Annotated in this window: 28 protein-coding genes; 19 read left to right on the top strand and 9 right to left on the bottom strand. The window is 69.0% G+C overall.

Going from position 1 to position 23,545, the window contains the following annotated elements; translation table 11 throughout:
- The first annotated feature begins 47 nt into the window (after positions 1–47).
- The 4 genes from ACIHAX_RS24135 (at position 48) to ACIHAX_RS24150 (ending at position 2,734) form a co-directional block, all read left to right on the top strand.
- Positions 48–554, top strand: coding sequence for a helix-turn-helix transcriptional regulator (locus ACIHAX_RS24135; RefSeq protein ID WP_355071881.1), 507 nt, complete (start codon positions 48–50; stop codon positions 552–554).
- Positions 551–1,225 (top strand): heparin-binding hemagglutinin, encoded by a 675-nt coding sequence (locus ACIHAX_RS24140; protein ID WP_355071883.1) that lies wholly within the window; start codon positions 551–553, stop codon positions 1,223–1,225. Before ACIHAX_RS24135 ends, ACIHAX_RS24140 begins: the two co-directional genes overlap by 4 nt.
- 82 nt (positions 1,226–1,307) lie before the next feature.
- Positions 1,308–1,598 (top strand): DUF2516 family protein, encoded by a 291-nt coding sequence (locus ACIHAX_RS24145; RefSeq protein WP_040870424.1) that lies wholly within the window; start codon positions 1,308–1,310, stop codon positions 1,596–1,598.
- A gap of 92 nt (positions 1,599–1,690) precedes the next feature.
- Positions 1,691–2,734 carry an alpha/beta hydrolase gene (locus ACIHAX_RS24150; RefSeq protein WP_364424353.1) on the top strand — a complete coding sequence of 348 codons (1,044 nt, stop codon included), beginning with the start codon at positions 1,691–1,693 and terminating at the stop codon, positions 2,732–2,734.
- 22 nt (positions 2,735–2,756) lie between these two features.
- Here the strand turns inward: ACIHAX_RS24150 and purU are convergent, their stop codons facing one another.
- On the bottom strand, positions 2,757–3,647 hold the full coding sequence (gene purU, locus ACIHAX_RS24155; protein ID WP_355071886.1) for a formyltetrahydrofolate deformylase: 891 nt from the start codon (positions 3,645–3,647) through the stop codon (positions 2,757–2,759).
- Positions 3,648–3,796: 149 nt separating this feature from the next.
- Here purU and ACIHAX_RS24160 point away from each other — a divergent pair, with 149 nt between their 5' ends.
- Together ACIHAX_RS24160 and ACIHAX_RS24165 are read left to right on the top strand one after the other, a co-directional pair.
- Positions 3,797–4,048 carry a FitA-like ribbon-helix-helix domain-containing protein gene (locus ACIHAX_RS24160; protein ID WP_364424350.1) on the top strand — a complete coding sequence of 84 codons (252 nt, stop codon included), beginning with the start codon at positions 3,797–3,799 and terminating at the stop codon, positions 4,046–4,048.
- Complete coding sequence (locus ACIHAX_RS24165) at positions 4,045–4,461, top strand: type II toxin-antitoxin system VapC family toxin (protein ID WP_397279662.1); 417 nt, start codon at positions 4,045–4,047, stop codon at positions 4,459–4,461. The genes ACIHAX_RS24160 and ACIHAX_RS24165 overlap by 4 nt, the downstream gene beginning before the upstream one ends.
- Before the next feature lie 63 nt (positions 4,462–4,524).
- On the opposite strand, the gene ACIHAX_RS24170 is transcribed toward ACIHAX_RS24165, so the two are convergent.
- Positions 4,525–5,067 (bottom strand): N-acetyltransferase, encoded by a 543-nt coding sequence (locus tag ACIHAX_RS24170; RefSeq protein WP_364424346.1) that lies wholly within the window; start codon positions 5,065–5,067, stop codon positions 4,525–4,527.
- Between the two features lie 154 nt (positions 5,068–5,221).
- Here ACIHAX_RS24170 and deoC point away from each other — a divergent pair, with 154 nt between their 5' ends.
- Entirely contained in the window at positions 5,222–5,890 is a 669-nt protein-coding gene (gene deoC, locus ACIHAX_RS24175) for a deoxyribose-phosphate aldolase (protein WP_397279664.1), read from the top strand.
- 42 nt (positions 5,891–5,932) lie between these two features.
- Here the strand turns inward: deoC and ACIHAX_RS24180 are convergent, their stop codons facing one another.
- A complete protein-coding gene (locus ACIHAX_RS24180; protein WP_355071890.1) occupies positions 5,933–6,655 on the bottom strand; it encodes a DUF2993 domain-containing protein in 723 nt (240 codons plus the stop codon).
- A 99-nt stretch (positions 6,656–6,754) separates the two neighbouring features.
- Between ACIHAX_RS24180 and ACIHAX_RS24185 the strand changes: the two genes are divergently transcribed.
- A complete protein-coding gene (locus ACIHAX_RS24185; RefSeq protein ID WP_355071891.1) occupies positions 6,755–7,363 on the top strand; it encodes a hypothetical protein in 609 nt (202 codons plus the stop codon).
- A gap of 10 nt (positions 7,364–7,373) precedes the next feature.
- On the opposite strand, the gene ACIHAX_RS24190 is transcribed toward ACIHAX_RS24185, so the two are convergent.
- From ACIHAX_RS24190 to ACIHAX_RS24200, 3 genes are all read right to left on the bottom strand, one after another.
- Complete coding sequence (locus ACIHAX_RS24190) at positions 7,374–8,180, bottom strand: class I SAM-dependent methyltransferase (RefSeq protein ID WP_364424343.1); 807 nt, start codon at positions 8,178–8,180, stop codon at positions 7,374–7,376.
- Positions 8,150–8,671: a DUF2505 domain-containing protein gene (locus ACIHAX_RS24195; protein ID WP_355071895.1), complete on the bottom strand. Its 522-nt coding sequence runs from the start codon at positions 8,669–8,671 to the stop codon at positions 8,150–8,152. Before ACIHAX_RS24195 ends, ACIHAX_RS24190 begins: the two co-directional genes overlap by 31 nt.
- Before the next feature lie 121 nt (positions 8,672–8,792).
- Entirely contained in the window at positions 8,793–9,278 is a 486-nt protein-coding gene (locus ACIHAX_RS24200; RefSeq protein ID WP_364424340.1) for a DUF2505 domain-containing protein, read from the bottom strand.
- Between the two features lie 201 nt (positions 9,279–9,479).
- On the opposite strand from ACIHAX_RS24200, the gene ACIHAX_RS24205 reads away from it, so the two are divergent.
- Both ACIHAX_RS24205 and ACIHAX_RS24210 read left to right on the top strand, forming a co-directional pair.
- Positions 9,480–10,574 (top strand): UDP-N-acetylmuramate dehydrogenase, encoded by a 1,095-nt coding sequence (locus ACIHAX_RS24205; RefSeq protein WP_397279667.1) that lies wholly within the window; start codon positions 9,480–9,482, stop codon positions 10,572–10,574.
- 83 nt (positions 10,575–10,657) lie between these two features.
- Positions 10,658–11,881, top strand: coding sequence for an Ig-like domain-containing protein (locus ACIHAX_RS24210; protein WP_397279691.1), 1,224 nt, complete (start codon positions 10,658–10,660; stop codon positions 11,879–11,881).
- A 6-nt stretch (positions 11,882–11,887) separates the two neighbouring features.
- Here ACIHAX_RS24210 and mscL read toward each other — a convergent pair whose 3' ends face one another.
- Both mscL and ACIHAX_RS24220 read right to left on the bottom strand, forming a co-directional pair.
- Positions 11,888–12,376, bottom strand: coding sequence for a large conductance mechanosensitive channel protein MscL (gene mscL, locus ACIHAX_RS24215; protein WP_355071897.1), 489 nt, complete (start codon positions 12,374–12,376; stop codon positions 11,888–11,890).
- Positions 12,377–12,486: 110 nt separating this feature from the next.
- Positions 12,487–13,224 carry an SDR family NAD(P)-dependent oxidoreductase gene (locus ACIHAX_RS24220; RefSeq protein ID WP_355071899.1) on the bottom strand — a complete coding sequence of 246 codons (738 nt, stop codon included), beginning with the start codon at positions 13,222–13,224 and terminating at the stop codon, positions 12,487–12,489.
- Between the two features lie 70 nt (positions 13,225–13,294).
- Here ACIHAX_RS24220 and ACIHAX_RS24225 point away from each other — a divergent pair, with 70 nt between their 5' ends.
- From ACIHAX_RS24225 to ACIHAX_RS24250, 6 genes are all read left to right on the top strand, one after another.
- On the top strand, positions 13,295–14,116 hold the full coding sequence (locus tag ACIHAX_RS24225; RefSeq protein ID WP_355071900.1) for an alpha/beta hydrolase: 822 nt from the start codon (positions 13,295–13,297) through the stop codon (positions 14,114–14,116).
- 77 nt (positions 14,117–14,193) lie between these two features.
- Positions 14,194–15,639, top strand: a complete 1,446-nt coding sequence (mshA, locus tag ACIHAX_RS24230; protein WP_379254021.1) for a D-inositol-3-phosphate glycosyltransferase — start codon at positions 14,194–14,196, stop codon at positions 15,637–15,639.
- Positions 15,636–16,139, top strand: a complete 504-nt coding sequence (locus tag ACIHAX_RS24235) for a YbjN domain-containing protein (RefSeq protein WP_355071902.1) — start codon at positions 15,636–15,638, stop codon at positions 16,137–16,139. Before mshA ends, ACIHAX_RS24235 begins: the two co-directional genes overlap by 4 nt.
- A gap of 67 nt (positions 16,140–16,206) precedes the next feature.
- Positions 16,207–17,109 (top strand): ROK family protein, encoded by a 903-nt coding sequence (locus ACIHAX_RS24240; RefSeq protein WP_397279670.1) that lies wholly within the window; start codon positions 16,207–16,209, stop codon positions 17,107–17,109.
- 82 nt (positions 17,110–17,191) lie between these two features.
- On the top strand, positions 17,192–17,929 hold the full coding sequence (locus ACIHAX_RS24245; RefSeq protein WP_355071904.1) for a phosphoglyceromutase: 738 nt from the start codon (positions 17,192–17,194) through the stop codon (positions 17,927–17,929).
- A gap of 207 nt (positions 17,930–18,136) precedes the next feature.
- Entirely contained in the window at positions 18,137–20,194 is a 2,058-nt protein-coding gene (locus ACIHAX_RS24250; RefSeq protein WP_397279672.1) for a CocE/NonD family hydrolase, read from the top strand.
- Positions 20,195–20,281: 87 nt separating this feature from the next.
- Here the strand turns inward: ACIHAX_RS24250 and ACIHAX_RS24255 are convergent, their stop codons facing one another.
- Positions 20,282–20,941, bottom strand: coding sequence for an NAD(P)-binding domain-containing protein (locus ACIHAX_RS24255; RefSeq protein ID WP_364424332.1), 660 nt, complete (start codon positions 20,939–20,941; stop codon positions 20,282–20,284).
- Between the two features lie 91 nt (positions 20,942–21,032).
- On the opposite strand from ACIHAX_RS24255, the gene ACIHAX_RS24260 reads away from it, so the two are divergent.
- From ACIHAX_RS24260 to ACIHAX_RS24270, 3 genes are all read left to right on the top strand, one after another.
- On the top strand, positions 21,033–21,470 hold the full coding sequence (locus ACIHAX_RS24260) for a winged helix-turn-helix transcriptional regulator (protein WP_397279675.1): 438 nt from the start codon (positions 21,033–21,035) through the stop codon (positions 21,468–21,470).
- A gap of 111 nt (positions 21,471–21,581) precedes the next feature.
- Positions 21,582–22,817, top strand: a complete 1,236-nt coding sequence (locus tag ACIHAX_RS24265) for an ATP-binding protein (protein WP_364424328.1) — start codon at positions 21,582–21,584, stop codon at positions 22,815–22,817.
- Complete coding sequence (locus ACIHAX_RS24270; RefSeq protein ID WP_355071912.1) at positions 22,814–23,503, top strand: response regulator transcription factor; 690 nt, start codon at positions 22,814–22,816, stop codon at positions 23,501–23,503. Before ACIHAX_RS24265 ends, ACIHAX_RS24270 begins: the two co-directional genes overlap by 4 nt.
- Positions 23,504–23,545: the final 42 nt, after the last annotated feature.

Raw genomic sequence — 23,545 nt, forward strand, 5'->3', positions numbered from 1 at the left:
GCACCCTGACCTAGAATCGAATTCGTACAACCGCCAGAAGGTGAGTGATGGCTGACCAGCCCGAGGTTTCCGCCGAGTACACCGAGAGATCGGACGAGCATTCGTCCGGCATCGGCGAACGAGGGGGTCGCGTCGTCAGTGCGGCGCACGACATCGGAGGCTTCATCAGGGCGCAGCGGGAAGCCGCGCAAGTCTCGTTGCGTCAACTCGCCCAGCTGGCGGGGGTGAGCAATCCGTATCTCAGCCAGATCGAGCGCGGACTGCGAAATCCGTCCGCCGAAGTGCTCACGCAGATCGCGAAAGCGCTGCGGGTCTCCTCGGAGGTCTTGTACGTACGGGCTGGCTATCTCGAGCAGCGGCCGCACAGTCCGGTCCGGGACGCACTGCTCGCCGACACGTTCATCAGTGAGCGGCAGAAGCAGGTGCTGCTGGACATCTATGAATCGTTTCGCCGGGAAAACGGAGGAAACGAGGTAGGGGGGGACGTATGGGACAGCGACGTTCCGCGCACGACAACCGAAACTCCGCCACGCCAGGAGAACGAAACACCATGACCGAGAAGAACGCCACCGTCACCAAGCCCCTGCTCGCCACCGTCGGCGCGGGTGACGCCCTCTACGCCGCCGTCAACGACGTTTTCGCGCAGGTGCGCGAGCGTGCGGCCGCCACCGAGGTGCAGGCCCGGGTGGAGGAGGCGCGCGAGCGCTTCGCCAACGTTCCCGCCGACGTCCAGGACCGGTTCGAGTCGCTGCGTGAGCGGCTGTCCGGCCTGCCGTCGGAGCTGCCGGACGACCTCGCCGAACTGCGCGAGCGGTTCACCGCCGAGGAGCTGCGGGCGCTGGCCGAGAAGTACTACCGGCAGGCGCTGGACATCTACGCCGACCTCGCCGTCCGCGGTGAGGAGACGATCGAGCGGCTGCGCGCCAACCAGGTCGTCGACGAGCGGATCGGCAAGGTCGAGACGCTGTACGGCGACGCGGTCAGCCGCGCCGAGGACGTGCTCGGGCGCGTCAACGGACTGATCGGCCGTCCGGCGAAGGAGGCCGAGCTCGCGGCCGACGAAGAGATCGACCCGGCGCCGGTCGTCGAGGCCGAGGTCGTCGAGGTGACCACCGAGGCCACCCCGGCTCCGGTCGTGAACGGTGAGGCCAAGAAGGCTCCGGCCAAGAAGGCCCCCGCGGCCAAGAAGGCTCCGGCCAAGAAGGCCGCTCCCAAGAAGCCCTGAACGGCCCGCGGCTGAAGCGATTCGACGCCCTCGCGCACCCCTGGTGTGCGAGGGCGTTGCTTCTATGATGGGTGAGGTGAATATGGTGCACGGATTGACCGGGATGATCCTGCTGGTGCTGTGGCTGGCGGCGCTCGGTGCGACGATTTTCGCGCTGATCCACGCCGTGCGTCAGCGTCCGGACGCGTTCACCGCGGTGGACAAACTGACCAAGCCGATCTGGCTGGCGATTCTCGGGGCGGCTGTGCTCGTGCTCCTGCTCTCCCCCGCGGGTCTGGGCCTACTCTCCTTCGCGGCGATCATCGCCACGGGTGTCTACTTGGCCGACGTCCGGCCCAAGGTGGACGAGGTGCAGCGGGGTCCGCGCTGGTGAGGGCGGAGTTCGCCGACAGGTAAGGGTGCTTGCACTAGCAAGCGGCGCAAATCGGGGTTACTGTATCTAGCAGTAACACAAAGGAGTGTCCGATGCGTGCCATGCTGCCGACCGCGTTGACGAGCTTCCGGGGCCTGCTCCGGAGCTGGCGCGACGCGCACAGCGCCGACTTGCGGTCGCGTACCTACCAGACCGCCGCGTTCAACCCGCCGACCGCGCCTCGCGAGGTGATTCCGGTCCAGACCGGTGACGGCGTCCGGCTGCGCGTACACGCCTACGGCCCGTCGGATGCCCCCGTCATCGTGCTCGTCCACGGGTGGACCTGCTGCCTGGAATACTGGAATCCGCAGATCAACGCGTTCGCCGGTGACTATCGGGTGATCGCTTACGACCAGCGCGGTCACGGCGAGAGCGAATACGGGTCGAGCGAGCTGACCATGGAGCTGCTGGCCGACGACTTGGCCGCCGTGCTCGACGCCGCGCTCGCGCCCGGGCAGCGGGCCGTGCTCGTCGGCCACAGCCTCGGCGGCATGACACTGCAGGCCTGGGCGGGACGCTATCCCGAGCGGGTCGCGCATCAGGCGCTCGCGGTGCTGCTGACCAATACCGCGGCGGACCGGTTGATCCTGGAGACGACGGTCGTGCCGCTGCTGAACCGTCCGCTGCGGCTGCTGCAGTTGAAGGTGCCGCTGCCGTTCCTGTTCGGCAGGCTCGGGCTCGGCGCCCCGATGGTCTTCCCGCCCATCGCGCCGGTGCGCTGGCTGTTCGCGCGTCAGATCCTCAGCACCGCGGCCAAAGGCGAGCTGTTGGATTTCAGCATGGCCATCGTGCGGTCGTGTCCCGCGCGGGTGCGCGCCAAGTTCGGATTCCTGCTGGCCACGATGGATGTCGGGGAGTCGGCCCGGAATCTGGTGGTCCCCACGACGGTGATCTCGGGGCAGTTCGACGACATGACGCCGCCGGTGCACTCCGAGCGGATCGTCGAAATGCTCCGGCAGACCGGCAGTCTCGCGCGCTATCAGGTGCTGCCAACGGGGCATCTCGGCAACGCCGAGGCCTACGTGCGGTTCAACGAGGAACTCGCGCGCGTCCTCGCCGCCACGCGCAAGTCCAGCCGCGCCGACCTCGCGGGCTGACGCGCCCAGGCGGTCGCGCCGGTCAGGAGAAGACGACCGTCCGGCGGCCGTGCACCAGGACGCGGCCCTCCAGATGCCAGCGCAGCCCGCGCGCCAGAACCACCCGCTCGATGTCGCGACCTTGGCGGACCATGTCGCGCACTTCGTCCGCGTGGTCGATGCGGATGACGTCCTGCTCGATGATCGGGCCCGCGTCCAGTTCCGGGGTCACGTAGTGGCAGGTTGCTCCGATCAGCTTCACGCCACGGGCGAAAGCCTGGTGGTACGGGCGAGCGCCGACGAACGAGGGCAGGAAGCTGTGATGGATGTTGATCGCCTTGCCCGCCCAGTGTTCGCACAACTCGGCCGGCAGCACCTGCATGAACCGCGCCAGCACCACCGCGTGCGGATCGTGCGCGTCCACCAGGGCGCGGACCTCTTCGAACGCGGGACCGCGCTCGGCCGGGTCCTTCGGGAACGGCACGTGATGGAACTTCACCCCGTGCGCCTCGGTCATCGCCGCCAGATCCGGATGGTTGCCGATCACCGCCTCGATGGTGGCGGGCAGTTCACCGCTGGCGGCGCGTCCGAGCAAATCGTGCAGACAATGGCCGTCCTTGCTGACCAGCAGGACCGCGCGACGGCGCGCGCCGGAGTCCAGCAGTTGCCATTCGCTCTCCGGCCCCAGTTCCGCCGCCACCCCGGCGAACCGGTCACGCAGCTCCGCGATGCCGAACGGCACCGTCGCGGCCCTGATCGCCTGACGCGTGAAGAACCAGCCGGTATCCGCGTCGGAGTGATACCCCGCCTCCACGATCGAGCCGCCGAACTCGGCGATGAACGACGTGATCCGGGCGATGATGCCCGGCCGATCCGGGCAGCCGAGAGTCAGCACGTAGCGGCGTTCGTCCGAGACGGGTGGAGCGGAACTCATGGGGTTCATCCTCCCAGGTGCACCGCCGGGCATTTGCCGCGCCTTCGCCGAGCGCTCGACAAGGTGTCCCCAAGTGCGATCGCCGTCTATGATTGACGGCAATGAAGGCAATGACGCTATTGCCGTCGACTCGGAGTGGGTGAGTGGATATGGCCAGGCTGACCGTTCGTGATCTACCCGACGAGGTACGCGAGGCACTGCGTGTGCGCGCGGCCCAGCATGGACGCAGTACCGAGGCGGAAGTCCGCGCGATCCTCATCGAAGCCGTCACGCCTGTGGCACAGGTCGAACTCGGGTCGTTGTTGGCGGAGATCGGTCGTGAGATCGAACTCACCGATGACGAGTTCGACGCCCTGAACGCCCGTGACCGACGGCCGATCCCTCCCATGGAGTTCGAGTGATCGTTCTCGACACCAACGTCATCTCCGAACCGCTGCGCAAGGCTCCGGACTCGCGTGTAGTCGCTTGGATCAATGCTCAACCTCTGCGCACTTTGTACCTGTCAGCTGTCACTGTGGCCGAACTCCGGTTCGGAATTGCCGCGATGCCTGCGGGCAGGCGGCGAGACACACTGCGCGACAGGTTCGAAACACGCGTGTTGCCTCTGTTCGCCGAGCGAATACTCGCTTTCGACCTGACCACCTCTGCGGTGTACGCCGAACTCATGGCGGCTGCGCGCGCCACCGGTGCGACGATCGGGACTGCCGACGGCTATATCGCCGCGACGGCCAGCGCCGCTCGAATGGCCGTCGCCACTCGCGATACCGCGCCGTTCCGAGCTGCCGGGGTGCCCGTCATCGACCCGTGGGCCTAGCGCCCGGGCCGTTCGTCTGCGGCGCAGGTCGCCTGTCCCGTATGCGTCCGAGTCGAGTGGTGCTCAGAGGTTGTAAAACGGTTCGGCGTAGTGGAATTCGCCGGCGATCTGGGAGTCGTAGGCCGAGAGGGAGCGGACCTGGAAGTGGCTGATCCACGACGGGTCGTCGGGGGTGATGCCGAGGCGGGCGGCGGGGACGAAACCGAAGCGCGGGTAGAACTCCAGGCTGCCGAGCAGGCCGATCAGTGGTTCGTCGAGGGCGTCCGCGGCGCCGAGCGCCGCGTGCATGAGGGCGGAGCCGACTCCGGCGCCCTGATGGTCGGCGAGAACGCCGATCGGGCCGAGCGCCAGCACGGGGAACGGGCCGACGGCGGCTCTGGTCAAGCACAGGTGGCCGACCACGCTGTCGTGCTCGATCGCCACCAGCGAGAGCGTCGGGATCCAACCCTCGTCACTGCGCAGCTGGGCGACCAGGTCGACCTCGGGCGGGTCGGCGCCGGGGCGGCCACCGGACGCGGCGGCGGGGGCATAGCGCGGTGCGAATGCGCTGCGATGCACCGCCGCGATGGCAGCGGCGTCGTCGACGCGTTCGCGACGGATCAGCACGGTCGTCTCCTCCCGAACGAAGTAGGGCCCATCCGCACACGTTAGTCAGCGACCGTGGCGTCACGTTGTCCGATGCGCCATCAGCTACGAGTGTGCGCGAACTGCCGCCAGGCGCGCAACGGAATTCGATTCCGGTGTGCCAGACTCTCACCCCATGGCAAGTTCCACGTCGCTGACCAGGGCCGAAGTGGCCGCCATGATCGATCACACGCTGCTCGCTCCGGAGGCGACGCCCGCGCAGGTCGGCGTGTTGATCGAAGACGCACGGGCGCTTGGCGTCCTGGCGATCTGTGTGTCGCCGTCCATGTTGCCGGTGCGCGCGCCCGGACTGGTGGTCGCGACGGTCGCCGGATTCCCTTCGGGGAAGCATCATTCGCTGGTCAAAGGCGCCGAGGCGCGGCTCGCGGTGGATCAGGGCGCCGCCGAGGTGGACATGGTCATCGATGTCGGTGCGGCTCGCGCGGGTGATTTCACGGCGGTGCTGTCCGACATCGTCACGGTCCGCGAGGCGATCGGGGATCGGGCGCTGTTGAAAGTGATCATCGAGTCCGCCGCGCTGCCGGACGAAGCGATCGTGCAGGTGTGCCGGGTCGCCGAACGCGCGGGCGCCGATTTCGTGAAGACCTCCACGGGATTTCACCCCGCGGGCGGCGCGAGCGCGCACGCGGTGCGGTTGATGGCCGAGACGGTCGGCGACAGGCTCGGCGTCAAGGCCAGTGGCGGCATCCGGACCGCCGAGGCGGCCGCGGAGCTGATCGCGGCGGGCGCGACCCGGCTCGGGCTGTCGAAATCGCGTGAAGTGCTCGATGGTTTCCCGAGCTGACCGTCAAAGCGCAAGGCCCGGAGGCCGTGCGGCGGTGCGCGTTCAGCAGCGCGTGTCGGAGCCGTTGCCCGCCTGCTCGAGCTGGGTACGCCCGCCGGAGAGGTGGACGTCGACGCCGGAGTCGGTGACCTTCAGGTCGGTCGCCGCCATGCCGAGCGGGTAGCTCTGCAGGCTCTTGGTGAACAGGTCGACGATGCTCTGCACCAGGTCGGAGGGCAGGCCGATGCCGAGCAACTCCGCCGACATCGTCTCCACCTTGACCATGCCGTTCACGATCTGCGGCTTCAACTGGAGTTCGGCGAAGCCGCCGAGCACCGACAGGGTGAGCATGCCGGTACTGGCCGAGGAACTCACCCCGCTGACCATGCCGCCGAGGGTCTCTTTGATCCCCTCGTTGCTCCAGGTGACGTCGGCCGAGGAACTGCCGATCTCGCTGCCGTTCTGGTCGGCGACGTCGACGTCGCGGAAGACGGCGTGCACCACCATCCCGACGGCGGGACCGAACTTGGTGTCGGCACTGTTCACCTTGACCGTCGGCACCTTGCCGTCGATCCAGGTGAGCAGCATCGGCTTGGGCCCGAAGCTCACGTCGATCTTCGACCCCATCTCCTTCTCGAACTGCGAGCTGATGCAGTTCGACACCGTGTGCCTGGCGTAGGCCTCGCCGCCGACCAAGACCGTGGCGAGCAGAATCGCTACCACGGTCAGGGCGATCAGCAGGGTCCGCCGGTTGATCGTCGAGGGCGAGGTTGCGTTCGTACTCATGGCCAAAATTCTTCCCGACCTTTCTGTGCCGTCTCTGAGGAGGTCGTGAGGGGTTCGAATGTGACATGAAGCACAAAAATCGAGCGTAGCCTGATGCCCATGGCCGGCGATGAGGCAAGCCGCGCGATCGGATCCGCGGAACAAGGATGGCGTGTTCTGCGCCGCTGGGCCGGTCGGCACGCCGGTTTCTTCACGACTCGCCAGGTGCTGCGCACCGGGTGCGGAGCGCGGGTGCGAGCAGCCCTTGGCGATGGTTCGGTGACGAGGGCCGGAGTCGGCATGCTCCGGTTGGCCGGGTGGCCGGACGGCCCGCTCGACGAGTACGCGATGTGGGCGGCCTGGTTCGACGGCGCCGCGGTCGTCTCCCATCAGAGTGCGGCGGAGTTGCACGGGCTCGGCAGCCTGTGCCCGCGGTTCCTGCACCTGTCGGCGCGTGCGGGACGTCCGCCGGTGACGCCGCGGCTGGTGGTCGTGCGCCGAACGCTGGCAGGCGCCGACGTGGAATCGGCGGGTGCGTTCCTGGTGACGACGCCGGTCCGCACGGTGCTCGACTTGGCCGAGGCCGATATCGGGCAGTCCGCCTTGAACGAGGTGGTGGCCGACGCGGTCGCGATCCACCGGTGCGCGGGCGAGGAGATCACCGACGCGGGTGCGCGCTTGTCGCCGCGCGCCGCGCGACGGGTATATCAGGCGCTTGCCGTAGCGTGACGAAACCGCGCTAGCTCGTACCGAGCGGCGCGACCGCCGACCACGGCACCGAGAGCACGCTGTCGCGCAGGCGGCGGCGGTAGTGGCGGATCGGGAAGCCTTCCGCGTGCAGCGCCCGCGCCGCCGCGCGCCAGCGGACCCGGGGGCCATATGGTGCCATCGGCGCGGCGTGGGCCCACGCGCGATCGGCGGCGGTCAGCAGCGCGTGAATCGGTTCACCGGGAACGTTGCGGTGGATCAACGCCTTCGGCAAGCGTTCGGCGAGGTCGGAGGGACGCTCGACGGTGAAAGGATCCCAGGCCAGCGTGAGCGAGCGCGGCCCGTCCCGGTCGAGCAGGATCCATGCGCAGCGTCTGCCCAATTCGTCGCAGGTGCCGTCGACCAGCACCCCGTCCGGCGCCAGCCCGGCCAGCACCGTCGACCATGCCTCGCCGACCGCCGCTTCCGGGTACTGCCGCAGGACGTTGAAGGCGCGCACCAGAACCGGCCGCAGCCCGGCCAATTCGAATCCGCCCCGTGCGAAGGTGACGCCGTCGCGGCCGGGCACCACGCGCTGCGGGTCGATCTCCAATCCGACCACGCGCACGTCGGCGCGGATCGTGCGCAGCCGAGCGGCCAGCTCGAACGTGGTCCACGGGCTCGCGCCGTACCCGAGATCGACGACCAGCGGATCGGGCGCACCGCGCAACCGGTCGGCGACGAATTCGTCGTTGATCAGCCAGCGGTCGCTGCGGCGGAGACGATTGACGGCGGTGGTGCCACGAGTGATATTGCCGACCGGCTTGGTCAGCGAGTGGGGTGTTGTTCTTCCAGCCACTGAACCGTGAACTCGGCCTCGCCACGGAACAGGTCGACCAGGTTCACCAGCATCAGCTGTTCCAGGCGCGGACCCACCATGGGGATGAAAACTTTCGCCTCCGACGAGAAGCGCATGGTGCAGCCGGTGTCGGTGGGGAACAGGCGGATGGTGCCGCCGAGGCTGCCGGGGCCTGCGGGAATGGACGCCGAGTACTTGCCGGTGGTCTCCTCCGCGGCGTACGGACTGTAGAACTCCTTGCGAGTGATCACCATGTCCTTGCGCATCACCGTCTGCGCGATTTCCGGCAGCATGTCGCGGGGGAGGACGTGGTGCAGCTCGACCGTGATCCCGTCGTCGCCCGCCTCCAGCCGGACCACCTCGTTGCCGGGGGTGTACTTCCGCATCTCGCCCATCCGCGCGTCCCAGTAATCGCGGTTCGACAGCGCCGCGTACAGCTCTTTTGTGGTGTGCAGCGGATAGCGGGCGGAGTAGTCCAATCGGCGTGCCATGGGCTCACACGTTACTGGGTCCGGCGGCGCCGACCTCGATGGGCGGGTGGAGTGCGGAACTGACACGAAGGCCGGGACCGCGCGATGTGACGTCGAACAGTGACCGTGCTCTCGAGACCGGTCAGTGCGCCGTGAGCCACTTGCCGGTGAACTCCGCCTCGTTCTTCAGCAGTTCGGTGAGGTGCTCGGCGATCGCCTTCTCGATCTTGCTGCCGAACAGCGGAATCTTCACCTCGATGGTGCCGTCGACCGTGGTGACGGCGCCGGAGCCGTCGGCGGCCAACGCGATGGCGCCGCGGACCTCGGCGGGCGCGCCTTCGACGCGGGCCTCGAAGGTGGCCTGGTCCCCGGTCCAGTGCTCGACGCGCGGGATGATCAGATCGCCGGGCCGCACCGCGGTGATCGCGGCGGGGAGCTGTTCGGCGGGGATGGCCTGCACCATCTCGACGCGCACCTCGTCACCGCTGATGGTGACCGACTCCAGCCGGGCATTGGGGCCGCCGACCTCCGCGATGCGATCCTTCCAGTACTGGTCGTTCGCAAACGCCGCGCGCACCGCGGCGGTCGGATGGGTGTAGCGGGCCGTGTACGCCAGCGGTGTAGCCATGGGTCCACACGCTACCGTGTGGCGCTCGAGTCACACGAGTCATGCTGTCGGATCTGCTCGCGGGCGGAGAATGCCAGCGTGTAGCTGTCAGCGCACCCGCTGCTGTTCGGCATTCGAGCTGCCCGAGCGGTGCTATCCGATCCGCTCGCGGGCTGATACACCAGCGTGTAGTTGTCGGCGCGCACGCTACCGTTTAGCATCGTGCGAACTTCACGAGTGGTGCCGTCGGATCTCCTCGCCGATACCGGCGCGCGGCTATGCGCCGACGTGCGGTTGGCGGAGCTGACCACGCTGCGAGTGGGTGGACCCGCCCAGGTCGCCGAATGCGCGACGACCGAAGCGTTGGTCGCGACGGTCCGTGCGCTGGACGCGGCGGGTGTCCCGGTGCTGCTGCTCGCGGGTGGCTCGAATCTGCTGATCGGCGACGACGGCTTCGACGGCGTCGTGGTGCGGATCGCCACCGGCGGCGTCGAGATCGGCGACGGCGGCGTGGTCGCCGAGGCGGGCGCGGACTGGGACGCCGTGGTGCGGGCGACGGTCGAGGCGGGTCTCGGAGGATTGGAGTGTCTGTCCGGCATTCCCGGTTCGGCGGGTGCGACGCCCGTGCAGAACGTCGGCGCCTACGGCGCGGAGGTGGCGAATCTGCTGCGCCGGGTACGCCTGCTGGATCGCGCCAGCGGTGAGATCCGGTGGGTGGAGCCCGCGGAACTCGGTTTCGGTTACCGCACCAGCGTGCTCAAGCACCGTGACGACGCCGTCGTGCTCGCGGTCGATTTCGCGCTGCGCGCAGACGGTTCCAGCGTGCCACTGCGTTACGGCGAGCTGGCCTCGGCGCTTGGCGCCGCGGACGGCGAGTCCCGCCCCGCGGCCGAGGTGCGGGAAGCGGTGCTGCGGTTGCGTGCGGGCAAGGGCATGGTCCTCGATCCGGCCGACCACGACACCTGGAGCGCGGGTTCGTTTTTCACCAATCCGGTGGTCGCGCCGGAGCGGGTGGCCCAGGTGCGCGCCGCGATCGCCGCTCATCTGGGCGACGTCGCGGTCCCGACCTATCCGGCGCCGGACGGAGTCAAGTTCTCCGCGGGCTGGCTCATCGAGCGGGCCGGTTTCGCCAAGGGCTTCCCCGGCGACGGTGCGCCCGCCCGACTGTCGACGAAACACACACTGGCGCTGACCAATCGCGGCGGCGCCAGTGCGGCCGATGTGGTGGCGCTGGCCAGGACGGTCCGCGACGGGGTGGCCGAGCGTTTCGGGATCCGGCTGGAACCCGAACCGGTCACGGTGGGTCTCACCCTCTGACCCGTTGAGGCCGACACCACACGCTGCGTCGACGGGTCGGCGCGCGCGCCGCGCGTAGATTCGACGAAGTGAACCACCGCACGATGATCCGCCGATCGGTTGCCGTGGTGTCGGCCCTCCTGCTCGTGGTCGTCGCTCTGGTGGCCGGTTGCACGATAGACCGCGGCGCCGGAAAGCCGCGTCCCGCTGCCGGTCCGATCGCCAAAGCGACGTTGACCCCCGCCGCCGACGCCACGAACGTCAACCCGACAACGCCGGTCTCGGTGACGATCAGCGACGGCACGATCGATCAGGTCGCGCTGACCAACGTCGCGGGCAAGCAGGTCCGCGGCGAACTCGCGCCGGACCGGCGCGCTTACACCATCACCGAGCCGCTCGGCTACGACGCCACCTACGCCTGGTCCGGCACCGCCGTCGGCGCCGACGGCAAGCCGATCCCGATCGACGGCTCGTTCCACACCCTGAAGCCCAAGAGCACCGTCCCCGCGACCCTGAACATCGGCGACAACCAGGAGGTCGGCATCGCGGCGCCGATCATCCTGCAGTTCAAGTCGTCCGTCACGAACAAGGCGGCGGTGGAGAAGGCGCTCACGATCACCACCGACCCGCCCACCGAGGGCGCGTGGGCCTGGTTCCCGGACGACGGCGGCTCCCGCCTGCACTGGCGTCCGAAGAACTACTGGACACCGGGGACCGCCGTGCACGTCTCGGCCCGCCTCTACGGCCTCGACCTCGGTGGCGGCAACTACGGCGATTCCGATCTGACCACCGATTTCCGCATCGGCCGCAGCCAGATCGTCAAGGCGAGCGCCCCGAGTCACCGCATGCAGGTGGTCCGCGACGGACGGACGGTCTTCGATTTCGCCGTCAGTTACGGCGAGGGCAACGAGGCGCGCAACGTGACTCGTTCCGGTGTCCACGTGGTCACCGAGAAGTACGAAGACTTCATGATGTCGAACCCGCCGTTCTACACCAATGTTCGCGAACGCTGGGCGGTACGCATCTCCAACAACGGCGAATTCATCCACGCCAACCCGGAATCGCTGTCGGCGCAAGGGTCGGCGAACGTCACCAACGGCTGCATCAATCTGTCGCCCGGTGATGCCCAGGCGTATTTCCCCACGTCCCTGTACGGCGATCCGGTCGAGGTGACCGGAACCTCGATCCCGCTCTCGGCCGCCGACGGCGACCTCTACGACTGGACCATCGACTGGGACACCTGGAAAACCATGTCGGCGTTGCGGGGCGCGCCGTCCGCCGTGGTCTCCGCCACACCGCTGCCCCCGCAGCCCGCGGGGGCGCGCTGACCGGGCCTAGCGCACCTTCACGTTCTGTTCTTCGGTCGCGTCGTCGGCGTGTTCCTCTTCGACCTCTCGGTCGGCCTGGCGTTGGGCGCGGACCGCCTCGTGCCGCTCGGCGAGCAGGTCGCGAATCTCGGTCAGCAGTTCGATCTGGGTGGGCTCGGCCGCCTTCGGCGTGCCGAAGCGATTCTTGATCGTCTTCATGGGCAGGATCAGCACGAAGTAGAGCACCGCGGCGACCATGAAGAAATCGATGGCGGCCGTGATGATCGGGCCGACGGCGATGAAGGTGGCGGGCTTGGAGGGGATCAGCTGCACGCCGAGGCCCAGCTGGTTGGTGCTGCCGAACACCGCGAGCAGCGGATTGACGACACCTTTCGTCACCGAGGTCACCACGGAGGTGAACGCGGTGCCCATGACGACGGCGACCGCGAGATCGATGACGTTCCCGCGCATCAGGAACTCTTTGAAGCCCTTGAACATGAGCCGAATCACTCCCATCCGATGTCCTTACGCGTGCGGCTTCTCGGATGTTAACGGCTACGGGCGAACAGCGAAGGCCCAGCGATTCGCGGCCGGGCCAGCGCTGCCGAACGAGTAATGCGCTTCAGCTATGAAGTGCGGCGGGCGAACCGACCCGCGTCGGCCTGGTCGCGCGGCTTGATGATGATCTGGTCCAGATCGACGTGCGCCGGTCGCGACGCGACGAACCCGATGACCTCCGCGATGTCCTGGGCGACCAGCGGATCGATGCCCTCGTACACCTTGGCCGCGCGTTCGGCGTCGCCGCCGAAACGCACCAGCGAGAACTCGGTCTCCACCGCGCCGGGCGCGATCTCGGTGAGACGCACCGGCTGCCCGAGCAGCTCTCCGCGCAGCGTGCGGTGCAGCACGGCTTGCGCGTGCTTGGCGGAGGTGTACCCGGCGCCGTTGTCGTAGGCGGTGAACGCGGCCACCGACGTGACGGTGACGATCAGCCCGTCACCGGAGGCGATCAGCTTCGGCAGCAGCGCCTTGGTGACGCGCAGTGTGCCGAGCACGTTGGTCTCCCACATCCAGCGCCAGTCGTCCAGGTCGGCCTCGGCCACCGGAGCCAGGCCCTTCGCGCCGCCCGCGTTGTTGACCAGCACGTCGACGCGCTCGACCGCTTCGGTGAACGCCCGCACCGACTCGTCCGAGGTGACGTCGAGTTCCAGTGCGGTGCCGCCGATCTCGTCGGCGAGGCGGCCAAGGCGATCGAGCCTGCGCGCACCGACGTAGACGTGATAGCCCTGCTCGGCCAGCTCACGGGCTGTGGCCTCCCCGATCCCCGAGCTGGCTCCGGTCACGACGGCGGTGCGAGTGCTCATGCGAACAGATCCTAGGTGCGCGAGGTTTGCCGGGTCCTGGCGGTCCCGCGAGCACGGTTAGCCTCGGTGCATGGCTATTCGGGACGTGGTGAGCGCGGACGGAACCAACATCGTCTACCGGGTGAGCGGCCCGGCGCACGGCAGGCCGCTGGTGCTGCTGCACGGCTGGTCGGCGAATCTGCGCTGCTGGGGTGGAGCCGCCGACGACCTCGCCGCGCACATGCGGGTGGTCGCCGTCGACCTGCGTGGCCACGGTTACTCCGACGCGCCCGCGGCGGGCTACGACGATCCGAAGAACTGGGCGGCCGACGTCGCGGCGGTGCTGGCGGCCGAGGGCATCGCGTCCGGGGCGGTGCTGCTCGGCTGGTCCTACGGCGGGATCGTGCTGACCGACTACTTGACCGCCTATGGCACCGGCGCCGTGGCGGGCGTCGTCTACACCGGCTCGATGGCGAATATCGGCCCCGGTGTGCCCGGCGCGGCGACCGGCAGCATGATGCGGGAGGCGATTCCGGGCGTCTTCGAGGAGAGCGCGGGGCGGGCGGTGCGCGCCTTCGGTGTGTTCGGCAATGCGAACACCGGACCGGGCGCGGACAAGGGGCCGGACGCGCAGCGCTTGTTCGGGGCCAGTCTCGCCACCCCGCCCGCGGTGCGCAAAGCGCTGTTCTACCGGACCGTCGACAACACCGAGACCCTGCGCACACTGGACGTTCCGGTGCTCGTCCTGCACGGGACCGCCGACCGGGTCGTTCCCGTCGACAACGGCCGCTACATCGCCGAGGCCGTGCCGGACGCGCGTGTGTCGTTCTGGGAGGACGCCCAGCACGGCCTGTTCATCGAGGACCGTTCCCGGTTCGTCGCCGAGGTGCGCGCGTTCATCGAGAGTCTGTGATCGGATTCATGTCTGCTCTGTGATAGCTCTCACTTGCCGCGGATAGCGTGTCTGGGCCGGGGAACGCAACGTGCACTATGGATAGTGTGAGTCAGCGCCTGGACCTACGGCCGAACCGTATCGCCGTGTTATCGGTGCACACCTCACCACTCGCTCAGCCGGGCACCGGCGACGCGGGCGGCATGAACGTCTACGTCCTGCAAACGGCCGTCGAGCTGGCCCGGCGCGGCACCGAGGTGGAGATCTTCACCCGGGCCACCGCGTCGAACGTCCCGCCGGTGCAGGAGGCCGCGCCCGGCGTGCTGGTGCGCACCGTGGTGGCAGGCCCGTTCGAGGGGCTGGACAAGCACGATCTGCCCACCCAGCTGTGCCCCTTCACCGCGGAGGTGCTGCGTCAGGAGGCCAGGCACCTGCCCGGCCACTACGACCTGGTGCACTCGCACTACTGGTTGTCCGGCCAGGTCGGCTGGCTGACCAGGGACCGGTGGCGGGTGCCGCTGGTGCACACCGCGCACACCCTGGCGGCGGTGAAGAACGCCGCGCTGGCCGAGGGCGACTGTCCCGAACCGGCGACCCGCGAGATCGGCGAGAAGCAGGTGATCGCCGAATCCGACCGCCTGGTCGCCAACACCGCTGAGGAAGCCCGCCAGCTGGTGGAACTCTATGGCGCCGACCCCGAGCGCATCGATGTCGTCCCGCCGGGTGCCGACTTGACCTGCTATCGCCCCGGTGACAAGGCCGCCGCCCGCGCCGCGCTCGGGCTGGCCGCCGACGAGCGGATCGTCGCGTTCGTCGGCCGGATCCAGCCGCTGAAGGCGCCCGATGTGCTGGTGCGCGCCGCGGCCGAGGTCTTGCGCGCCGACCCGGAGCGCAAACTGCGCGTGCTGATCGTGGGCGGCCCGTCCGGCAGCGGGCTGGAGCGGCCGGACGCGCTGATCGATCTGGCCGCCGAACTCGGCATCGCCGAGCGGGTCAGTTTCCTGCCCCCGCAGCCGCCGCAACGGCTGGTGCTGGTCTACCGCGCCGCCGATCTGGTCGCGGTGCCGAGCTACAACGAGTCCTTCGGCCTGGTCGCGATCGAGGCGCAGGCCAGTGGCACCCCGGTGCTCGCCGCCGACGTGGGCGGTCTCGGCACGGCCGTACGGCACGAGGTGTCCGGCCTGCTCGTCCCCGGCCACCGCACCGTGGACTGGGCGAACGCGCTGCGCCACCTGCTGGACGACCCGGACCGGCTGCACCGGATGGGCGAGCAGGCCGTCGCGCACGCGGCCAACTTCTCCTGGGCGCACACGGCCGACGGGCTGCTCGCCAGCTACGCCGCGGCCATGGCCGGTTTCCGGGACGAGCGGGCGGCTTTCGGCGGACGCGGCCTGGCGCACAGCGCTGTGCGGGAGGATGCCTACGACCGGGTGTCCGACGACCACACCGGTCTCGCCGCGGAGCGGACGGCCGCCCTGCTCGGCGAGAACAGTCAGGCGAGATCGCGGGCGCTGTGGCGGCGCCGGATGGGAGTGCGCCGGTGAACGAGGTACAGACGACCGCGCGGCTCATCGATGAGACGCTGCGGGACAGGGAGATCGAATACACCCGGCCGGGGGAGGAGACCTTCGTCGTCGTCCTGCCCGGTGAGCGCAAACTGAAGACCACGGTGATGGTCACGGTGGGCAAGCACGGGGTCCGCTTCGAAGCGTTCGTCTGCCGCAAGCCCGACGAGAACTTCGAAGGCGTGTACAAGTTCCTGCTGCGCCGCAACCGCAGGCTCTACGCCGTCGCGTACACCCTCGACCGGGTCGGCGACATCTATCTGGTGGGCCGGATGTCCGCGCACGCCGTCACCGCCGACGAACTGGACCGGGTGTTCGGCCAGATTCTCGAGGCCGTCGACGCCGACTTCAACGTGCTGCTGGAACTCGGCTTCGCCGAATCCATTCGGCGGGAATGGAAGTGGCGCGTCTCGCGCGGCGAGTCGCTGCAGAACCTGCGCGCCTTCGAGCATCTGGTCGATTCCGCCGACAAGCCGTAGCCGGTCGTCGCCCCGTCCGGTTCCCGGGTGACAATCGCAGGTGGCTCGGATCGGCGAAGGGACGGCATTGGCGATTCTCGCTCTGGACATCGGCGCGACGAAGTTCGCGGCCGGGGTGGTCGGCCCCGGTGCCGAGGTGCGCGACGTGCGCCGGGTGGACGTGCCGGACGCGGGTGTGTGGGACGTCTGTCGCGAACTGCTGCGCACGGTCGCGGGGCCGGAACGCGTCAGCGCCGTAGGTATCGGTGCGGCCGGGCCGGTGGATGTGCGCACCGGCGTCACGGGTCCGTTGAACATCCCGGAGTGGAAGACGGGATTCCCGATCGTCGCCGCCGTGCGGGAACTCTTTCCCGCCGCCACGATTCGTTTCGCCATCGACGGCGCTTGTCTCGCGCTGGCCGAACATCGCCTCGGCGCGCTGCGCGGGGTGCCCGACGCGCTGGCCATGACGGTGTCGTCGGGCATCGGCGGCGGGATCGTCGCGGGCGGCAAGGTGCTGCTCGGGCGCACCGGCAACGCCGGGCACGTGGGTCACATCGTCGTGCCCGGGTGGGACACGCCCTGCGGCTGCGGCGGCCGCGGCTGCGTCGAGGCGGTCGCGAGTGGCATGTCGTCGGTGCGCTGGGCGCGCGAGCAGGGTTGGCCCGGCACCACGGGGGTGCGGCTGGCCGCGGACGCGCACGCGGGCGACGAGATCGCCGTCGCCGCGCTGCACCGGGCGGGCACCGCGCTCGGCGCGGCGGTCGCCTCGGCCGCCGCCCTGCTCGACGTCGACCGGGTGGTGATCGGCGGCGGGTTCGCGCAATCCGGTGCGCCGCTGTGGGATCCGTTGCGGGCCGCGGTGGACGCGCACGCCGGGCTGAAATTCCTGCGCGGACTGCGCGTGGATCTCTCCGAGATCACCCACGGGGCCACCCTGGCGGGCGCGGGCGTGCTCGCCGCGGAGCACACCGCCGACGAACCGGTCTGACATCGCGCTTTCGCGCCAGGACCGGGGCGGCGGAGGCGGGAACCGATGCGACCCGGCGCAGCGCGCATGGGAGGATGGCCGCATGACGTACACCCTCGTGCTGCTGCGCCACGGCGAAAGCGAATGGAACGCCCTGAACCTGTTCACCGGCTGGGTGGACGTGCACCTGACCGACAAGGGCATCGCCGAGGGCAAGCGTGCCGGGGAACTGCTGGCCGAGCACGGCATCCTGCCGGACGTCGTCTACACCTCGCTGCTGCGTCGCGCGATCTCCACCGCGAACATCGCGCTGGACGCCGCCGACCGGCACTGGATCCCCGTGATCCGGGACTGGCGGCTCAACGAGCGCCACTACGGTGAGCTGCAAGGCAAGAACAAGGCGCAGGTCAGGGAGAAGTACGGCGACGAGCAGTTCATGCTGTGGCGCCGCAGCTACGACACCCCGCCGCCGCCGATCGACCCGGCCAACGAGTACAGCCAAGAGGGCGACGCGCGCTACGCGGGCATCGATGTCCCGAAGACCGAATGCCTGCTCGACGTGGTCAACCGGATGGTGCCGTACTGGGAGTCGACCATCTCCAAGGACCTGCTGTCCGGCAAGACCGTGCTGGTCGCCGCGCACGGCAACTCGCTGCGCGCGCTGGTCAAGCACCTCGACCAGATCTCCGACGAGGACATCGCGGGCCTGAACATCCCCACCGGCATCCCGCTGCGGTACGAGCTGGACGAGAACCTGCGCCCGGTGCGCCCGCACGAGTACCTCGACCCGGAGGCGGCCGCCGCGGGCGCCGCCGCCGTCGCCGGTCAGGGCGGCAAGTAACCCGCATACCGAGGACTCTCGACGCGCTGTCACCCGCCCGGGTGGCAGCGCGTCGTCGTTTCGATGAGGTGTTGCCGTGCGACACGCCGGAGGGATGCCGGTCGATCCGCGGCGCTATGTCGGCGATTTAAGTTACCCACTATTTCTACCGGCAAGTAAGTAGGTACACTCTGGTCGTTCGACCAGCCGAGAGGTGGATCACGTCCGATGAAGAACGCGCTGCGGGCCACGGTGGCGGCGGTTGCCGTCACGATGCTCGTCCCCTTGCTCGCCGCCGGCGCCGATGCCGTCGCGCCGCCCACCGGCCCGGACGGCGGCGCTGCCGGAGCGGCTTGGACTGCCACCCAAGATGATCCGCAGCAGTACCCGAACATCAACATCCAGTGGGACGTCCCCATCACGATGAGTGACGGAACGGTCCTGAAGGGCAACGTCTACCGGCCCGCGGACGCCTCCGGCCGCCCCGTCGACACCCCTACGCCGACGATCGTCAATCTCACGCCGTACACCAAGCTGGTGTCGAATCTGGCCGATCACGCGCAGTCGATCCCCGGCCTGTCCGACGCGCTGATCGAATTCTTCCGGCAGATCGACATGAGCGGCACGCCGCTGTCCGGCGTCACCGACCTGACGAAGGCGTTCGGCGGGGGCGAACTGCGCAACTTCACCGTCGACCGGCAACTGATCAAGAGCGGCTACTCGCAGGTGGTCGTCGACGTGCGCGGCACCGGTTTCTCTCAGGGCGTCTGGGACATGCTGCGCGGACGCGAACAACAGGACACGCTCGAGGTGATCGACTGGGCGTCCCGGCAGCCGTGGTCCAACGGACGCGTCGGCATGAACGGCATCTCCTATTCCGGGATCAATCAGGTGCAGGTCGCGCAGAAGCGCCCGCCCGCCTTGCAGGCGATCTTCCCGGTCGTGCCGGGCAGCGACCTGGTCAACGACGTGCTCGCACCCGGCGGCGGCTTCGGCTTCAACTTCATCCCGCTGTGGCTCACCGCGGTCAACGGGCTCAAGCTGATTCCCGATCTCGCCTCGGTGCTCAACGGGCAACTGGACACCACGTGGCTGGCCGACCGCGCCCGCGATCCGTTGACCTTCATGGACGTCCTGCTCAACGTCTACACCACCGCGCGCATCGAGGATCTCGACCCGCGCGCCAAGGAACTGCTGACCGACGGCTCCGGCCCGCGCCAGGACTGGCTCGGTGATCCCAGCGGTATCCGGACGCCGACCTTCGTCACCGGCGGCTGGCACGACCTGTTCACCTACTCGGAATCCAAGATCTACAACGAGATTCCGCTGCCGCCGGGCCAGAAGCAGCTGCTGATGGGCAACACCTATCACCTCAACTCGGGCAACGAGTACGGCAAGCCGGGCCTGCCGCCGCGGCTGGATGTGTTGCAGCGCGCGTGGTTCGACCGGTGGCTCAAAGACATCGACAACGGCATCGAGCAGTACGGCCCGATCACCCTGCGTCAGCAGGGCGGTGGCTGGATCACCACCGACTCGTTCGCCGCGTCGACCGCCGCCGCGAATCCGGGGCAGGCGGTGCATCGCAGGATGTACCTGTCCGCCGCCGCCAGCGGCACCGCGAACAGCCGCTACGACGGTTCGCTCGATGCCACGGGCACCGGCGAGCCCGCGCGTCTGACCGTGGCGCCCGGCCTGACCAGCCTGTGTTCCAACGACGCCGCCCAGGGCAGTGCCGGTGTGCTTTCGGTCATCGACGGCTGTGCGAAGGACTCCAGGGTCGAGGAACTCAACGGGCTGACCTTCACCAGCGCCCCGGTCGGCGAGCCGACCACGATTTCGGGGCGGATCGCGGTGCGGCTCAACACCGTTCAAGATGCCGCCGAGGGGTACTGGGTGGTCACGGTGAACGATGTCGCGCCGGACGGGCAGTCCAGCGTGCTGTCGTCCGGTCAGCTCATGGCTTCGCTGCGGGCGATCGATGAGGCGAACAGCAGCAAGTCGGCCAACGGCGACTACACCGATCCGCGGCCGTACACCTCGCTGGAGCAGCGGCAGCCCACGGTCCCCGGCGAGGTGACCACGCTGGACATCGCGCTGCCCGCCACCGAGGCGATCCTGCAACCCGGTCACCGCCTGCGCGTCGACGTCTACGCGGGCAACTTCCCCAAGGGCTTGCCGATCCTGCCGATGCTGATCGACACCGGCTTGCGGCCTCAGCATCTGGAGCTGGACCCCGGCCGTCCGAGCTTCGTCAACATCCCGGTCAGCGGCAATCCGGGCTGGTAGATCCGGGGCGGGTCCGGGCGTGCACCCCGCGCATCGACGTCGCGGGGTATGGGCGAGGGTGCACGCTCCGGCCTCATCGTCGTGCGGTCAGTCGACGACGGCGAACGCGGCCTCCACGGGCGGGAACATCGCGCGGGCGTCGTGCCCGGCGAACCAGAGACCGACGGTGAACACCGACATCGCCTCCAGGTACCGGGCCCGGTGCAGCCCGCCCGCCGGGAGCGCCCGCGATCCCAGGTCTTCCGCCAGCCCCGCGACCACCCGCAGCGCGGCCTCGTCGTCACCGCACAGCGGCACCGCCAGGCGGCGCTCGTCGAAGACGCGCGCCTTCGCCTGCCACACCTCGGCGGCGCACAGGTTGAAGGCCTTCACCACGTGCGCTCCCGGCGCCAGCGCAGCGACCCGTTCCGCGACAGCGTCTTCCGCCAGGACGAAGGCGGTGGCTCCTTCCGGCGCCGCCGCATCCGGGGCGAAGGCGTTGGTGCAGTCGACCACCGTGCGTCCGGCCAGCAGCTCTCCGGTCGCGTGCAGCACCTCCGACAGCGCGGGCACCGGTAACGCGAGCAGCACGACGTCGCCGAACGTCGCCGCGTCGGTGATGCTCCCGGCGCGCCCGCCGATCGAGGCCGCCGATTCCGCCGCGGCGGCGGCGGTGCGGGCGCCGATGAGTACTTCGTGCCCCGCCGCGCTCCAGCCGCCGCCGAGCGCCCGCGCCATCGCGCCCGCGCCGATGATTCCGATTCGCATTCGAACTCCTGACTCGAAATGTGTTCGACGACGACGCTAGGAAATCCGAAAGGCACCCGGAGGTGCGCAACGGCGCTGGCAAGCTGGAGCCGTGAACGCAGTACCGATCGACCCGGTCAGCGCCGAGCGGGTGGAATACGCGCCCTACGGCGACTTCGAATCCGACTGCCCGGCCCGGATGGGTGTGGACATCTTCGGCAACTCCTGGCTACCGGTGCTCGTCTACCTGCTGCGCGAGGGGCCGATGCGTCCGGGCGAGCTGCGCGCGGCCATCGGCGGCATTAGTCAGAAGATGCTGACGCAGACGCTGCGCCGGATGGAACAGATGACGCTGGTGCGCCGGCACCGCTACGCCGAGGCCCCGCCGCGGGTCGAATACGCGCTGACCGAGGCGGGCGTGGACCTGTTGACCCCGATCTACGCCCTGGGCGAGTGGGTGGACAAGCACGGTGCGTCGGTGAACGCGGCCCAGGCCGAGGCCGACGACGAAGAAAACCGGCCGCTCGGTGAATACGAGGCGGATACGTGACGTCGAACAGCGCGTAAACATGCGGCTAACGGGGCCGGAAGGGCCTATGACCTGCGCGAAACTTCGTGTACCCCGCGTTGGCCGACCGGTCGGCGACCGTACGATTCAAGTGTGAGTGTTCCCCAGGCCGTGCTGCTGGCCATCTTGGCGGCTGTCGTCGGCCTGGCAGTCGGCGGGCTACTGATCCCGTATGTGAATGCCAGGCAGGCCGCGCGCAGGCAGGCCGACTCCGGTCTCACCATGTCCCAGGTTCTCGACCTGATCGTGCTCGCCTCCGAGAGCGGGATCGCGGTCGTCGACGAGTACCGCGACGTAGTGCTGGTCAATCCGCGCGCGGAGGAACTCGGCCTGGTCCGCAATCGCCTGCTCGACGAGCGGGCCTGGGCCGCGGTGGAGAAGGTGCTGGCCACCGGCGAATCCGCGGAGTTCGACCTCACCGCCAAGAATCCGGTCCCCGGCCGCGGCCGCATCGCGGTGCGCGGGGTCGCCAGGCAACTGTCGCGCGAGGAGACCACCTTCACCGTGCTGTTCGCCGACGACGATTCCGAACAGGCGCGCATGGAGGCCACCCGGCGCGACTTCGTGGCCAACGTCAGTCATGAACTCAAGACCCCGGTCGGCGCCATGAGCCTGCTGGCCGAAGCTTTGCTGGAATCCGCCGAAGACCCCGACGCCGTGCGACACTTCGGTCAGCGCGTGCTCGGTGAATCCCGCCGCCTCGGCAAGATGGTGACCGAGCTCATCGCGCTCTCCCGCCTGCAAGGCGCGGAGAAACTGCCCGAACTCGAGGTGGTGGACGTGGACACCGTGGTGATGCAGGCGGTCGACCGTTCCCGCACCGCCGCCGAAGCCGCCGGGATCACGGTCAGCACCGACCGCCCGAGCGGGCTCGAGGTGCTCGGCGACGAAACCCTGCTGGTCACCGCCCTGTCCAACCTGGTGGAGAACGCGATCGCCTACTCGCCGGCCGGTTCCCACGTGTCGGTGAGCCGCTCACTGCGCGGCGATCACGTGGCGATGGCGGTCACCGACCGCGGCATCGGCATCGCCAAAGAGGACCAGGAGCGGGTGTTCGAGCGATTCTTCCGGTCCGACAAGGCGCGTTCGCGCCAGACGGGCGGCACCGGTCTAGGCCTGGCTATCGTCAAACACGTGGCCGCCAACCACAACGGGGAAATCACCCTGTGGAGCAAGTTGGGCACCGGATCGACGTTCACCTTGCGCATACCCGCCCATCACGAAGCAGGCGCCGACGACGACCACGACGACGCCGTGGTTGGCACGAATGAAACAAGCCCGCGTCCTCTGGGACCGGGCCGACCGAATGGTGTGGAGGCACGCAGATGACGAGTGTTCTGATCGTCGAGGATGAGGAGTCGCTGGCCGATCCGCTCGCGTTCCTGCTGCGCAAGGAGGGTTTCGAGGTCACCGTCGTCGGTGACGGGCCGTCCGCGCTCGCCGAGTTCGACCGGTCCGGTGCGGACATCGTCCTGCTCGACCTGATGCTGCCCGGCATGAGTGGCACCGACGTGTGCAAGCAGTTGCGCACCCGCAGCGGCGTCCCGGTGATCATGGTCACCGCGCGCGACAGCGAGATCGACAAGGTGGTCGGCTTGGAGCTGGGCGCCGACGACTATGTCACCAAACCGTATTCTGCCCGCGAGCTCATCGCGCGCATCCGCGCCGTACTGCGCCGAGGCGCCGGCGACGAGCTGGAGGGCTCCAACGAGAGCGGCGTGCTGGAAGCGGGTCCGGTCCGGATGGACGTCGACCGGCACACCGTGATGGTGAACGGTAAGCCGGTCACCTTGCCGCTCAAGGAGTTCGACCTGCTCGAATACCTGCTGCGCAACTCCGGGCGGGTGCTCACCCGCGGCCAGCTGATCGACCGCGTGTGGGGCGCCGACTACGTCGGCGACACCAAGACCCTCGACGTGCACGTCAAGCGGCTGCGCTCGAAGATCGAGACGGATCCGGCCAAGCCGGAACACCTGGTCACCGTGCGCGGCTTGGGCTACAAACTGGAGGCGTGAGCGCTCCGCGCGGCGAGAACCCGCAACGGCCGAGAGCACTGC

It is taken from the genome of Nocardia sp. NPDC051929 (assembly GCF_044548645.1).
GTDB lineage: Bacteria > Actinomycetota > Actinomycetes > Mycobacteriales > Mycobacteriaceae > Nocardia > Nocardia sichangensis.